The organism is Aeromonas sp. s8, from assembly GCF_040907785.1.
Lineage (GTDB): Bacteria > Pseudomonadota > Gammaproteobacteria > Enterobacterales > Aeromonadaceae > Aeromonas > Aeromonas veronii.
The window spans coordinates 87,260-100,950 of record NZ_JBFOCL010000012.1 but is presented as its reverse complement, the minus strand read 5'-3'; the positions used below and the strand labels follow the sequence as shown (position 1 = coordinate 100,950).

The following is a 13,691-nucleotide window of genomic DNA, read 5'->3' as shown; positions in this document are numbered from 1 at the left end:
AGGGGCCGGGCGGAGCATGCCACCTCCGTGTGGCGTATCCAGCGGATACATTCATGCTCCATCCATCAATATCAACCCGCTGCCGCTTACACAAATATCAATTTAACATGCTGATTTAATATGGTTTTATCAACTTGTTCTGGCAAACTGGCGGCCCGTTGCGCCCAGTTGGGCCAACAGAACAAGATCCTGATCACACTTATTCACGGGCTGAACATTTTTTCAGCTGGCTTATGAGGAGCGTTTTTTATGCAGTTGGTCCTCTCCTTGCTGCAACAGATGAGCGTCAGCCTGGTGATCGCCTATCTCTTCTCGAAAAGCCCGCTGCTGCGCCCGCTTGCCAACTATTCCGTGAGACTACCTCACAAGATACTGATATACATTATCTTTTCCAGCTTTTGTATCCTCGGCACCTATGTGGGCCTCGATATCGACGATGCCATCGCCAACACCCGGGCGGTCGGCGCCGTCTTGGGGGGATTATTGGGGGGACCGCTGGTGGGCTTTCTGGTGGGGCTGACCGGCGGCCTGCACCGCTATACGCTGGGGGGATTTACCGATCTCGCCTGTGCCATCTCCACCACCTGCGAGGGGTTTCTCGGGGGCATAGTGCACTGGCGCCTGATGCGATCGGGGCGAACAGATGCTCTGTTTGAACCACGCATCGCCTTCTTTACCACCCTCTACGCCGAGATCATGCAGATGGTGATCATCCTGCTGGTGGCGACCCCGTTCGACAAATCCCTGCTGCTGGTGCGCACCATCGCCACCCCGATGATTCTGGCCAACTCCTGCGGCGCGGCGCTCTTTATCAGCATGATCCGCGACCAGCAGCGGATGTATGAGAAGTTCTCCCGGGTCTTCTCCGCCAAGGCGCTCAATATCGCCAACCGCACAGTGGGGATCATGAGTCAGGGCTTTACCCCGGAGGCGAGCAACAAGATTGCCCGCATCATTCAGGAGGAGACCGGCGTGGGGGCTGTCGCCATCACGGACACCGAGCAGATCCTCGCCTTTATCGGCGCCGGCGAAGATCACCATCTGCCGGGTACCCCCATCGCGTCAGCCATCACCATGCAGGCCATCGCCCAGAACAAGGTGCTGTTTGCCGATGGCAACAGCCAGCCCTATCGCTGCAGCCTCTCCCCCGTATGCCAGCTGGGTTCGGTGCTGGTGATCCCGCTGCAGGGGGACAAGGGGGTGATCGGCACCATCAAGCTCTACGAGCCGAAGAAGCGGCTGTTTCTCAAGATCAACCACACCCTGGGGGAAGGGATTGCCAACCTGCTGTCACAGCAGTTGCTGGCCGGTCGGCTGGAGCAACATCAGCGGCTGCTGGTGCAGTCCGAGTTGAAACTTATCCAGGCCCAGATCAACCCCCACTTTCTGTTCAACACCCTCAACACCATCAGTGCCATCACCCGGCGCGATCCGGACAAGGCGCGGGATCTGCTGCTGCACCTGTCGCTGTTCTTTCGCAAGAACCTCAAACGCCAGAGCGGCCTTGCGACCCTGCAGGAGGAGCAGGAGCACTGCCAATCCTATCTGGAGATCGAGCTGGCTCGCTTTGGCGATCGACTGACGGTGATAAACGAGATCCCGCCCCATCTGGCCACACTGCGACTGCCCAGCTTCACGCTGCAACCGCTGATCGAGAATGCCATCAAGCACGGCATCTCGACCCTGCTGGAGCAAGGGCACATTCGCCTCTGGACCGATGAGCATCCCACCAGCGTCACCATCCATGTGGAAGATAATGCAGGCACCTGGCAAGCGCACCCCGCTGGCGACGGTCTGGGCATGACCATTGTCGATCGGCGACTGAAAAGCGCCTTTGGCGAGCGCTATGGCGTGACTATTGCCTGCGAGCCTGAGCAGTGGACCCGGGTGTCGTTCACCATTCCCAAGGAGCAACCATGATCCGCACCCTGATTGTCGATGACGAACACTACGCCCGCGAAGAGCTGAGGCAGCAGCTGGCCTGCGATCCTGCCATCGAGATCGTGGGGGAAGCGGCCAACGCCATCGAGGCGCTGCCGCTTATTCAGCGCCTCAAGCCTGATGTGGTGTTCCTCGATATCCAGATGCCCAAGCTGAGCGGCATGGAGCTGGTCGCCATGCTCGACCCCCTGCCCCGCATCGTCTTTGTCACCGCCTTTGACGAATATGCCATTCAGGCCTTTGAAGAGAACGCCTTCGACTACCTGCTCAAACCGGTGGAGCCCGCCCGGCTCGCCAAGACCCTCGCTCGCCTCAAGCAGGATATCTCCCCGCAGCCCATCGAGCGGCTGGCCCCGACTATCGAACATATTCCGGGCTATCTGCACAATCGGGTCAGGCTGCTGCCCATCGCGCAAGTGGAATATGCCTTCTCCGATCTGGGCGGGGTCCATGTGGCCTGCCAGGGCGAGCTGTTCCACACCCAGCTCACCCTCAAATCGCTGGAGGAGAAGAGCCCGCTGCTGCGCTGCCACCGCCAATATCTGGTCTCCCCCAACGCCATCTTCGAGATCCGGCTGCTGGATAACCAGCTGGCGGAGATCGTCACCCCGAGCGGCGCCCGGGTGCCGGTCAGTCGTCGCTATCTCAAGGAGCTCAAAGATCAGCTGGGGCTGGACTGAGCCGCGGAGTGTGCGCCTGATCACAGCCGCCGACCGCTCGGCGCGCCAAAGCGCCGCTCGGGGAGTTTCACCTGCCAGCCAGGCGCAACCGTTTTAGACTCGCTCTGCACACTAAAAAATAACAATGCAGGAGCGTAGCAATGATCTGGTTCTTCCTCTGTGTCGGCTTACTTGTGGCCGGCTACTTCATATACGGCAAATTCATCGAACGGATATTCAGCCCGAAACCCGAGCTGAAAACCCCCGCCATCACCATGGCTGACGGGGTGGACTATGTCCCGATGTCGGACAAGAAAGTCTATCTGGTTCAACTGCTCAACATCGCAGGCGTCGGCCCCATCTTCGGCCCCATCCTGGGTGCCCTCTACGGCCCGGTCGCCATGCTGTGGATCGTCTTTGGCTGCATCTTCGCCGGTGCGGTACATGACTACTTCTCCGGCATGCTGTCGGTGCGCGCCAAGGGTGCCTCGGTGCCGACCGTGGTCGGTGAGCATCTGGGCACCGCCGCCAAGCACTTCATGAACCTGTTTGCCGTGGTGCTGCTGATGCTGGTGGGCGTGGTATTCGTGCTGAGCCCGGCAGGGCTGCTCGCCAACCTCACCTCCACCGATTTGGTCTACTGGATCGTGGCAATCTTTGCCTACTACATCCTCGCGACCATAGTCCCCATCGACAAGATCATCGGCCGCTTCTACCCCATCTTCGGCGCCCTGCTGGTCTTCATGTCGGTCGGCCTCATCGTTGGCCTGATCGCCTCCGGCAAAGGTTTCTACAACACCGGGATGGACTTCTCCAACCTGCACCCGACCGAACTGCCGCTGTGGCCGCTGCTCTTCATCACCATCGCCTGTGGCGCGGTATCAGGCTTCCACGCCACCCAGTCACCGCTGATGGCGCGCTGCATGCAGAACGAAAAATCCGGCCGCTTCATCTTCTACGGTGCAATGATCGGTGAAGGGATCATCGCCCTTATCTGGTGCACCCTGGGTCTATCCTTCTACGACAGCACCGAAGCGCTCAACGCTACCATGGCCAACGGCGGCCCGGCAGCCGTGGTACACGAAGTCTCCACCAGCCTGCTCGGCACAGTCGGCGGCATTCTGGCCATCCTCGGCGTGGTGATCCTGCCCATCACCTCCGGTGACACCGCGTTTCGCAGTGCTCGCCTGATCGTGGCGGACTTCCTGAAGATGACCCAGAAGCCGCTGGCCAAGCGTCTGCTGATCGCCATCCCCATGTTTATCCTTGGCTTCATCATCTCCAAGGCTGAATTCGGGGTGATCTGGCGCTACTTCGGCTGGGCCAACCAGACCACCGCCGTCATCATGCTGTGGGCTGCGGCTGCCTACCTCATTAAAGAGGGCAAGCTGCACTGGATCTGCACCATTCCCGCCATGTTCATGACCGCTGTGGTGATCACCTATCTGGCCAACGCACCCATCGGGTTCGGGCTGGAGATGGGGACCTCCACCATCATCGGCCTGACTGCAACGGCGGCCATTACCGTGGCCTTCCTGATGAAGTTCCGCCAGCCCTTGGTCAGCAGTACCAGCGAAGGGTAAAAACAGCAAAAAATGCAGCGAAAGCAGCACAAAAAAGGCGCCTGATGGCGCCTTTTTTAATGACAAAAAGACTAATAATGCAACTGTTGAACGGCTTCAGCTTCAATACAGCGAATAGCTTTAAGATTCCGGGCGAACTGACGATAAATGTGTGATTCTTAATTGCTTTAGTGCTTGTTGGAACCAATGATTAAGCTGTGCGTCATGCCAGTGGAGGTTATAAATGGCCCTTGATTATTTTGCACTTGGTCTGCTCGTCTTTGTCGGGCTGGTCATTTTTTATGGAGTCATCGTTATCCACGATATTCCTTACGAGATTGCCAAACATCGGAATCACCCTCATCAAGATGCCATTCACGTGGCAGGTTGGGTCAGCCTGTTTACCCTGCATGTGCTGTGGCCCTTCCTCTGGATCTGGGCAACCATCTATCGCCCCGATCGCGGCTGGGGCTTTAGCCAGCGGCTGCAAAAAGATGAAGAGGAGCTGGCGGCCCTCAAGCAGGAGTTGGCGGATCTGAAGAGCCGTATCAACACTATCGAACAGAGTGAGCAACAGGGATAAACCATGGACCTGCTACTGATCCTGACCTACACGGCGCTGTGTGTCGCCATATTCAAAATCTTCCGCATCCCGCTCAACAAGTGGACCGTCCCCACCGCAGCACTGGGCGGCGTGCTGCTCATCGGCACCCTGATCATGCTGATGAACTACAACCACCCCTACTCCGAGATGGCGCGCAACTACTACGTCTCCACCCCCATAGTGCCGCTGGTCAAGGGTCGGGTCGTTGAGGTTCCGGTGCAGGCCAACCAGCCGGTGAAAAAAGGCGACGTGCTGTTTCGCCTCGATGATGAACCGTTCCGCCTGAAAGTGGAGAGCCTCACCGCACGGGTCGAATCCAACCGCGAGCACCTCAAGTCCATTGAGGCAAGACTGCGCTCCGCCAGGCTGGACAGAGATCGCGCCAGCGACCTGATGCGCCGTGGCGTGGGCAAGCAGCGCGACCTCGACGTCACCCAGACCAACGTGGATGACATCGTGGCCCAGATTGACCAGCAGAAAGCCACCCTGAACGATCTGCAAGCCCAGCTGATGGAAGCCAAGTACCAGCAGTCCCAAACCGTGGTCTATGCCCCAAGCGATGGCCATGTAGTGCAGCTGGCCCTGCGCCCCGGCATGATCGCCACCCCCTTCATGTATCGTCCGGTGATGACCTTCATCCACAAGGATGACACCGCCTACGTCGGCTGGTTCTGGCAAAACAGCATGCAGCGACTGGCGGTGGGCGATGAGGCCGAAGTGGTGATCGATGGCGTACCCGGCAAGATCTTCAAAGGCAAGGTGACAGCCGTGGTTCCGGCCATTGCCGCCGGTAACGTGCAGGCCAACGCCGGTCTGCTGGATCAGACCACTGCGGTGCGCCCGGGTCGTCTGCCGGTGGTTATCTCCATCACCGACCCAGAGTGGGCCAAGTATCAGGTAATTGCAGGCTCCAGCGGGCAGGCTGCCATCTATACCCACTACTTCCACCATGTATCTGTGATGCGCAAAGTGCTGCTGCGCATGGCAAGCTGGATGAACTACATCTTCCCGTTCCATTGATCAGCAACCAAGCACCCTGCGGGCCGGCATCATGCCGGCCCGCTGTTTTTGTGACGGCAAGCACCCTATAATGGCGCCACCCTGCGCCGCACCATGCCCAAACGCCACGCCCTCATGTTCGTTCTCAGACCCTATCAGACCGACGCCGTCAACGCCGTGATCAACCACTTTCGCAAACACCCGGATCCCGCCGTGGTGGTGCTGCCCACCGGGGCCGGCAAGAGTCTGGTGATCGCCGAACTGGCCCGCAAAGCGCGCGGTCGGGTGCTAGTGCTGGCCCACGTCAAGGAGCTGGTGGAGCAAAACCACGCCAAGTACGAGGCGTGGGGACTCAAGGCCGATATCTTCGCTGCCGGTCTGGATCGCAAGGAGGCGAGCGCCCAGGTGGTGTTCGGCTCGGTGCAGTCGGTCGCCCGCAATCTGGCGGCCTTCGACGGTGCGTTTTCGCTGCTTATCATCGACGAGTGCCATCGGGTCTCACTCGATGATGACAGCCAGTACCATCAGGTGTTAGGCCACCTCAAAGCCGCCAATCCGGCCCTCAAGATCCTCGGTCTCACCGCCACCCCTTATCGGCTCGGGCTGGGCTGGATCTACCGGCGCCACTATCACGGCATGGTCAAGAGCCACGGCGAGCGGCTGTTTGGCGACTGCGTGTTCGAGCTGCCCTTGCGTTTTATGGTCAAAAACGGCTACCTGACCCCACCGCGCATGGTGGATGCTCCCATAGTCCACTACGACTTCAGCAAGCTGGTGCCGCGGGAGAACGGCCTCTTCAGCGAGGCAGATCTCAACGGCGAGCTCAAGCGCCAGCAGCGGGTCACCCCCCATATCCTGAGTCAGGTGCTGGAGTATGCTGCCGACCGGCAGGGGGTGATGATCTTTGCCGCCACCGTCGAGCACGCCCGCGAAATTCACGGCCTGCTTGGCGCCCGAGGCCAGCAGGCAGCTCTTATCACCGGCGAGACGCCGGGGCCGGAGCGCGATGCCCTCATCAGCGCCTTCAAGGCGCGGGAGCTCAAGTTTCTGGTCAACGTGGCGGTGCTCACCACCGGCTTCGATGCCCCCCATGTCGATCTTATCGTGATGCTCAGGCCCACCGAGTCGGTCTCCCTCTATCAGCAGATTGTGGGGCGGGGCCTGCGTCTCTCGCCGGGAAAGGAGGATTGTCTGGTGCTCGACTATGCGGGCAACAACTTCAACCTGTTCGCACCCGAAGTGGGGGAGCCCCGCCCCCACGCCGGTACCGAGCCGGTACAGGTGCCCTGCCCCGCCTGCGGTTTTGCCAACACCTTCTGGGGCAAAACCGACGAGGATGGCAAGGTGATCGAGCACTACGGCCGCCGCTGTCAGGGGCTGTTTGAAGATGACGAGGGCAACCGCGAAGAGTGTGACTACCGCTTTCGCGCCAAGATCTGCCCCGGCTGCGGTGCGGAGAACGACATCGCCGCCCGCCGCTGCCAGAGCTGCGATCAGCTGCTGGTGGACCCTGACGACAAGCTCAAAGAGGCGCTCAATCTCAAGGATTGCATGGTGATCCGCTGTGCGGGGCTCACCTTTACCGCAGGGCGCGGCAAACAGGGGGAGCGGCTGGAGGTGACCTACCACGATGAGGATGGCCTGACCCTCAGTGAATACTTCGGATTTCACTCCCCGGGCGCACGGCGCTTGTTTCAACAGCACTTTGTGCGTCATCATTGGCCCGCCCCGGGGCTGGAGCCCGAATTTGCCACCCTGGCGAGCGTGCTGGCCGCGCAAAGCCAGTTCCGTCATCCCGATTTTGTCATCGCCCGCAAATCGGGTCGCTTCTGGCAGATAAAAGAGAAAATTTTTGATTATGAGGGTCGCTATCGTACCGCCAACTCGCTGGCATGATGGCGACCGGCATACATGGCATGAATTGCGTTATCCCGTCGATCCCGCATCGGCGGGTTGAATTATCAGGGTCGGCACCACTGCCGGGCCCTTCGTCACGTTAGAGGATGTTATGCAGCGGCTGTTGATTGGTTTTTGTGCTCTCTTTTCTTCTCTCGCGGCTCATGCCGCCCCGCTGACGCCCCCTCAGGGTGGCCAGTACGCCATCATGGTGCAGGGCAATAACGGCGTCGAGTTCGCCCGCCACGCCGATCAGATGATCGCCCCCGCCTCCACCATGAAGGTGCTCACCGCGCTGGCAGCCCGCCTTGAGCTGGGTGCCGACTTCCGCTTCGCCACTGACATTCAGGCCCAACCCGGTGCCAAACAGGGTGACACCATCAACGGCGATATCTGGATCAACTTCGTCGGCGACCCCACCCTCTCCCGGATGGATCTGCTGGCCCTGTTCAAACAGCTCGGCGTCACCAGCATCAAGGGGAATGTCTACGTCAACACCGGCGCCTACAACGGCTACGAGCGCGGCAACGGCTGGTCGTGGGGGGATCAGACCCTCTGCTTCGCCGCTCCCGTCTCCTCGGTCATCATCGACAAGAACTGCGCCTACGGCACCATCACTGCCACCCAGATTGGCAAACCGGCGGTCGGCAACGTGGCCACCGGCGTCCCCATCGGCATCGGTGCCGACAACGTGGAGGTGATGAGCTATGGCGACATGGCGCGCCAGTTCTGCGCACTGGAAGTGGACATGGCCAAGGGCAACTTCTACGAGCTCAAGGGCTGTATCACCCCGAACAAGGAGCCGCAGGGTCTGCGTTTCGCCATTCACGACGTGGAAGCCTGGGGCTGGGACAACATCCGCTGGGCGATGAACCGTGCCGGTATCAAGCATGATGGCCTGCTGCGGGTCACCCACAAGGCCCCTGAAGGGGCTGAGACCCTCGGTACCCACTACTCGGTCTCCCTGCCGGTGATGCTCGCCAAGATGCTGAAGAAATCGGACAACCTCTATGCCGATACCTTCCTCAAAACCGTGGGCCGTCACTACTACAACAAGCCGGGCAGCTATCGCAGCGGCACCATGGCGGTGCGCGCCATCCTGACCAAGAACGGCATCGATCTGGGCAACGCCACTCTGGCTGACGGCTCCGGTCTCTCCGCTCACAATCTCATCAGCGCCCGTCAGATGATGTCGGTGCTGGACTTCATCCAGAAAAATGATGCCGAACTTGGCCTGATCAAGCTGCTGCCAAGCTCTCAGGTGGATGGCACCCTGGCGTGGCGGCGCAGCGTCACCGCTCCCATGATGAAGAACAAGGTGCACGCCAAGACTGGCACCATCACCGGCACCTCCAATCTGGTGGGCTTTATCGACACTGCGGGCGGCCAGCGCAAGGCGTTCGTGATGTTCCAGCGCGGCCTGTCGCAAGATCCGGCCACCCATGAGCGCTACCGTGCCAGCAAGGCACCGTGGCCCTGGACCGTATTCGAGAAGGGGGTGCTGGAGAGCATCTATCAGCAGCAGCCGATCCAGATCGCCGATGAGAGCTGAGCCAATAGGCCCACTCGAATCACGGTATCGATAATTTCGGCTTCAAGTCGCCACGAGGCAGGGCTATGCTGTTGCCTGCCTCATATCAACGGCCATACATAAACGGCTTAAAAAACGGAGAGAAAATATGTTTGCAGTGATTTTTGGTCGCCCGGGTTGCCCCTACTGTGTCCGTGCCGTACAGATCGCCGAGCAGCTGACCGAACAGCGCGATGACTTCAAATTCCGCTACGTGGATATCCATGCCGAAGGGATCACCAAAGAAGATCTGGCCAAGAGCGCCGGCAAGCCGGTCAATACCGTGCCGCAGATCTTCCTGGATGAGCAGCACATCGGTGGCTGCACCGATTTCGAAGCCTACGCCAAAGCGAATCTGGGTCTCTACCAGTAATTCCTGCGGGTCATCCCAACCGGGTTGACCGCCAGAGCGTATAAAAAAAATCCGGCGCCATCAGGCGCCGGATTTTTTTATGAGCGGAACTCGCACCATCCCTTGTCAGGAAGTCACAGACTGGGGTCAGGGAGTCACAGACTGGGCGGCAAAGCGCGCAATGATGGGGTTGTGATCCGAGCTGTCGGTCGCCGGTGAACTCACCTCGACCAGATCCAGATTGCGGTAGTAGAGGTGATCCAGCGGACGACCGAAGGCGGTGCGGCGCAGGTCAGGCACCGGCACGGCCTCTTGCAGACCCAGCTCGTCCACCAATTTGCTTAACCAGAACTGACGCTTGTCGCTCCAGGTGTTGAAATCACCGGCCAGGATCACCGGCCCCTGATGACGACGCACCAAGGCAGTCAGATCGTTGAGCTGCTCGCGGAATGTGGCCATCCCCAGCTCGAAATTGACCGCATGGATATTGATGACCATGACGCCGTCAGGATCGCCCTGCAGCGGATAGAGGCTCACCAGCCCGGATTTGGGGATGCGCAGCAAGGGCTCGGGGGAGCGCACGCCACAGACGAACGCCTGCGGGGTCTTGGCCACCGTCATCACCCCGAACGACACGCCGCCCTGGGTGAAGGCTTGCAGCTGTTGCCACTGGAAATCACCGGCGCGCAGCCAGTCGAGCATATCGGGACGGGTGGCCGACTCTTGCAGCAGCACCAGATCCTGCCCCTTGGCATAACTGTCCATCCCTTCGCGCCAGTTTTTGCGCTGGCCCTTGTAGAGATTCCACACCGTCACCCCGAATTCACGAGGCAGCGCCGTGGTCGCCAACGCTACCAGCGGCGGACGCTGGCAGTCGAGTCCCGGCACAATCCCTTGAGCAGTGACCAGATGGTTCTGATCCGGCACCTCAAAACAGCCTACCAACCCCAGGGTCAGCAGGGAGGTGCCAAGAATGCGATAACTATTTTTCATTGGCTAACAACCGCCCGCCTTTGCTTTTTGTTGCGACCATCACAAACGTCATCCACGCCGACTAAGCTGATAGTCCCTGTTCCACCCAACCAGAAGGACGCTGTCTCATGGCGAAAGAACTTCGGTACCACGTGACGTTTTATGATCAACAAGGAAATTGTCATCAAGTGGAGCTGGCCACCGTCTATCAGATAAGACGGGACCCTCAATGCGATCTCTGCCTGTTTGACACCCTGCAATATGTGGGCTCGGAAGAGATGCTGGAACGCATGATACGGCAAAAAACCGGGCTTGAGCAGGAAATATCCATCATCAATGCCCGGCTGATTTAATCAGGCACTCACCGGAACCGGGCGGGATTTGCCCTGTTCGTCGATGGCGACATAGGTGAAGATCCCCTCGGTCACACAGTAACGCTGGGCATCGTTCTCCCGCAGTACCGGCTTGACCCACACCTCCAGCTTGAGCTTCATGGAGCTGCGCCCGATCTTCATGCAGCGGCCGTAGCAGCAGACCACATCGCCCACCTTGACCGGACTGTGGAAGGTCATGCCTTCGACGGATACGGTACAAATACGTCCTTTTGCCAGCTCCTTGGCCATAATGCCCCCACCTATATCCATCTGGGACATGATCCAGCCACCAAAGATGTCACCATTGGGGTTGGTATCGGCTGGCATTGCCAGGGTTCTCAGCAACAACTCCCCATCGGGGTGACGTTTTGTATCTACCATCATTACCGCCTCTCTCTCATGGATGGCGGCATGATAGGGGGCGATCACCCCCTTGGCAAACCTCAATTGCCCGAGGCGGCAAGCTCGGCAAACCAGTGGGCCGGATCGGGCCAGCGATAGTTGAATCCCATCTGCTGGCAAATCAGCTGGCCGTCGATGGGCTGAAATTCACCGGCAGGCTCGATAAAGACCGGCACAGGCAGCCCCTGCTGACGCGCCGCAAAGGGGTAGAACTGCTCGCGGCGCGGGTGCACCGGCGCGCTCAGGTTGAAGACATCCCCGTCCTTGCCCCGCTCCAGCAGCAGCATGCAAGCCGCCACCACATCGTCCAGATGGACCAGATTGACCGACTGGGCGCCGCCATCCAGGGTCTTGCCCGCGAGGAAACGGCCGGGATGGCGATCCGGGCCATAAAGGCCGGAGGGGCGCACTATCATCACCGACTCGAAACCGGCCGCCAGCACCGCCCGCTCCGCTGCCAGCATCCGCTCGCCACGGGCATGGCGGGGTTGGGGTTCTTCCCCCTCCTGCTGCCCTGCGCCCCATACCGAGGTGGCGCTGACAAACAGCACTCGCCGGGTGCCGCTCGCTTTGGCAAGCTGACAGGCCTTTGCTACCGCCTGCGGATAGTCATCGGTCTTGCTAGGCGGTACGCAGATAACCAGCGATTCGCAGGGGATGGGCCACGCATCCGACATATGGGCAGAAATCGTCAGCGGATGGGCAGCGATCCCCTCCCCCCGCAGACGTACCGCCTTCTCGGCGCTGCTGACCGTCACCGCGACCTGCTTGCCTGCCGCCAGCAGAGCCCGCGCCAGCGGCAACCCGAGCCACCCCGCCCCCAGAATGCCGATCGTCCCGGCTATATATTGTTCTGTCATCGTCCCTTCTCCTGCTTGACGCTATTTGCCCCGCAGCTTACCTGCCTTGGTAGGAAAAGGAAGCCTTAAACCTACTGATAATCAAATACCGCCAAGATAGCGGTATTTGATACCTATACGAAAATCATTAAATCAATCAATTTACTAATTGCAATTGTTTTTTATTAACTCAAATTCCAGTGCGTATTTTGTTTTTGATTTTACAGCTTGGAATAATTTAACATGCCTCCACTCGGAACCAGAAATAAACTTCTGCAATGTTTGTTTGTCACGTTCAGCCATCCTCAGACCGAAAGAGATTGAATTAATTGCTTGTGGGTCAAACTTTATAGCTTGAGACCTCCTCGAAATAAGCCTTCGCTCTCTCTCATAGCGCCAACTAGTATATTTAGTCCCTAATACCGAATAAAATATGTCACCAGCAATGCCATCAGCATTATTTACACCTGCATATTTTTCATAAAAATGAAATCGTTCTATTATCTCTTTGAATGGATACTCATCTTGGTAGGTCACATCAATAGGGTAAATGTTGGAACCTTTAGGGCGAATTAAACCCTCTTTGAAACCGATACATATACCTTTATGTTCATCAGCATAATGTGCCCACATCAATTGATTTTTCCTAGCTTTACTGAATGAACAGATCCCAACACTTTCAAGCTGCTTCTCGATTTTACTATGATAAATATCTCTATCAATTATGGGAAATGGATAACGTTCCCAAACAGCATCTAACACTTCTGAAAACGAAGATTCACCTTCAAAAGGATCGTTCAACGATGCTGGTGTAGCAAACCAGAGCTCGCGATTAACTAAAAGCTCGAGACAACCTTTATCAAACTTGCGGTACTTAAACAGAATGCGTGGACGCAACAAAGTATACTCCTTTGATATTCGCTCCTCTAAAGAGGATTATTTAGACTACGTACGAACTACCTATATCCTGCGTTTATTATACTTTCTTCTCAATAGAATTAATTTCAAGTTTTACCAACTCTACAAACCGAGCTCGAATTATAGGTAAAGTTTCAATATTCTTTGCATCTTTTGAATGAGCATTAACTATATACTCTAAAATCCTCCTAGCTTGTTTATGGATATCCTTGCTTCCAACCAGCTCAATCTCAGCAAGCAAGCGGGATATATCTAGAAGAAATGTAGGGGATGAACTTTTGTTCTCTATTGAAATCAATGCTAACTTATTGGCCTCAGCCAGAAAATCACTATACAGTTTCCTACGATTTTCAAGCTCATACCTAATCATTGATTGCCTGAACTCTACCTGCTTTACCTTGGTGTTAGTGAAATAACTTACGCCTCCTCCAAGAATTACTCCGAGCACTGTAAAAATGGGGGCAACATATTCATTAATCATCTAGAAATACTCCTGACAATTTTTATGCGCAAAAAATTTACCATGCAACAAGCCATTGTTGTATATCCATCCTGCCGAGACAAATCAATTTAATCAACAAATCATTACTTACTGCCAAGAAT

Annotated in this window: 14 protein-coding genes; 9 read left to right on the top strand and 5 right to left on the bottom strand. The window is 57.4% G+C overall.

All coding sequences use genetic code 11. The features are described from left to right. Positions 1–249: 249 nt before the first annotated feature. The 8 genes from AB5Y86_RS03255 (at position 250) to AB5Y86_RS03220 (ending at position 9,604) form a co-directional block, all read left to right on the top strand. Positions 250–1,920 carry a sensor histidine kinase gene (locus tag AB5Y86_RS03255; protein ID WP_323895283.1) on the top strand — a complete coding sequence of 557 codons (1,671 nt, stop codon included), beginning with the start codon at positions 250–252 and terminating at the stop codon, positions 1,918–1,920. Next, positions 1,917–2,621, top strand: a complete 705-nt coding sequence (gene btsR, locus AB5Y86_RS03250; RefSeq protein WP_005350523.1) for a two-component system response regulator BtsR — start codon at positions 1,917–1,919, stop codon at positions 2,619–2,621. The genes AB5Y86_RS03255 and btsR overlap by 4 nt, the downstream gene beginning before the upstream one ends. A 140-nt stretch (positions 2,622–2,761) precedes the next feature. Then, a complete protein-coding gene (locus tag AB5Y86_RS03245) occupies positions 2,762–4,183 on the top strand; it encodes a carbon starvation protein A (protein ID WP_005350521.1) in 1,422 nt (473 codons plus the stop codon). A gap of 223 nt (positions 4,184–4,406) precedes the next feature. Then, complete coding sequence (locus tag AB5Y86_RS03240; protein ID WP_005337862.1) at positions 4,407–4,745, top strand: DUF3302 domain-containing protein; 339 nt, start codon at positions 4,407–4,409, stop codon at positions 4,743–4,745. Positions 4,746–4,748: 3 nt separating this feature from the next. Continuing rightward, positions 4,749–5,786, top strand: a complete 1,038-nt coding sequence (locus tag AB5Y86_RS03235) for an HlyD family secretion protein (protein WP_368192129.1) — start codon at positions 4,749–4,751, stop codon at positions 5,784–5,786. A 114-nt stretch (positions 5,787–5,900) separates the two neighbouring features. Then, positions 5,901–7,661, top strand: a complete 1,761-nt coding sequence (locus tag AB5Y86_RS03230; protein ID WP_368192128.1) for a DEAD/DEAH box helicase — start codon at positions 5,901–5,903, stop codon at positions 7,659–7,661. A gap of 112 nt (positions 7,662–7,773) precedes the next feature. Further along, the gene (dacB, locus tag AB5Y86_RS03225) at positions 7,774–9,213 is read left to right on the top strand and encodes a D-alanyl-D-alanine carboxypeptidase/D-alanyl-D-alanine-endopeptidase (RefSeq protein WP_265773326.1); all 1,440 of its coding nucleotides are present in this window, start codon (positions 7,774–7,776) and stop codon (positions 9,211–9,213) included. A gap of 94 nt (positions 9,214–9,307) precedes the next feature. Next, positions 9,308–9,604, top strand: a complete 297-nt coding sequence (locus AB5Y86_RS03220) for a GrxA family glutaredoxin (RefSeq protein WP_223849348.1) — start codon at positions 9,308–9,310, stop codon at positions 9,602–9,604. Positions 9,605–9,730: 126 nt separating this feature from the next. Here the strand turns inward: AB5Y86_RS03220 and AB5Y86_RS03215 are convergent, their stop codons facing one another. Further along, complete coding sequence (locus AB5Y86_RS03215; protein ID WP_005350508.1) at positions 9,731–10,576, bottom strand: endonuclease/exonuclease/phosphatase family protein; 846 nt, start codon at positions 10,574–10,576, stop codon at positions 9,731–9,733. A 107-nt stretch (positions 10,577–10,683) separates the two neighbouring features. On the opposite strand from AB5Y86_RS03215, the gene AB5Y86_RS03210 reads away from it, so the two are divergent. After that, positions 10,684–10,908, top strand: coding sequence for a hypothetical protein (locus AB5Y86_RS03210; RefSeq protein ID WP_368192127.1), 225 nt, complete (start codon positions 10,684–10,686; stop codon positions 10,906–10,908). On the opposite strand, the gene yciA is transcribed toward AB5Y86_RS03210, so the two are convergent. From yciA to AB5Y86_RS03190, 4 genes are all read right to left on the bottom strand, one after another. Beyond that, a complete protein-coding gene (gene yciA / locus AB5Y86_RS03205) occupies positions 10,909–11,313 on the bottom strand; it encodes an acyl-CoA thioester hydrolase YciA (RefSeq protein WP_005337875.1) in 405 nt (134 codons plus the stop codon). Between the two features lie 59 nt (positions 11,314–11,372). Continuing rightward, positions 11,373–12,191 carry an NAD-dependent epimerase/dehydratase family protein gene (locus tag AB5Y86_RS03200; RefSeq protein WP_368192126.1) on the bottom strand — a complete coding sequence of 273 codons (819 nt, stop codon included), beginning with the start codon at positions 12,189–12,191 and terminating at the stop codon, positions 11,373–11,375. Between the two features lie 144 nt (positions 12,192–12,335). Next, a complete protein-coding gene (locus AB5Y86_RS03195; RefSeq protein ID WP_368192125.1) occupies positions 12,336–13,070 on the bottom strand; it encodes a DUF2971 domain-containing protein in 735 nt (244 codons plus the stop codon). A 76-nt stretch (positions 13,071–13,146) separates the two neighbouring features. Continuing rightward, positions 13,147–13,569, bottom strand: coding sequence for a hypothetical protein (locus AB5Y86_RS03190; RefSeq protein WP_368192124.1), 423 nt, complete (start codon positions 13,567–13,569; stop codon positions 13,147–13,149). Positions 13,570–13,691 lie beyond the last annotated feature (122 nt).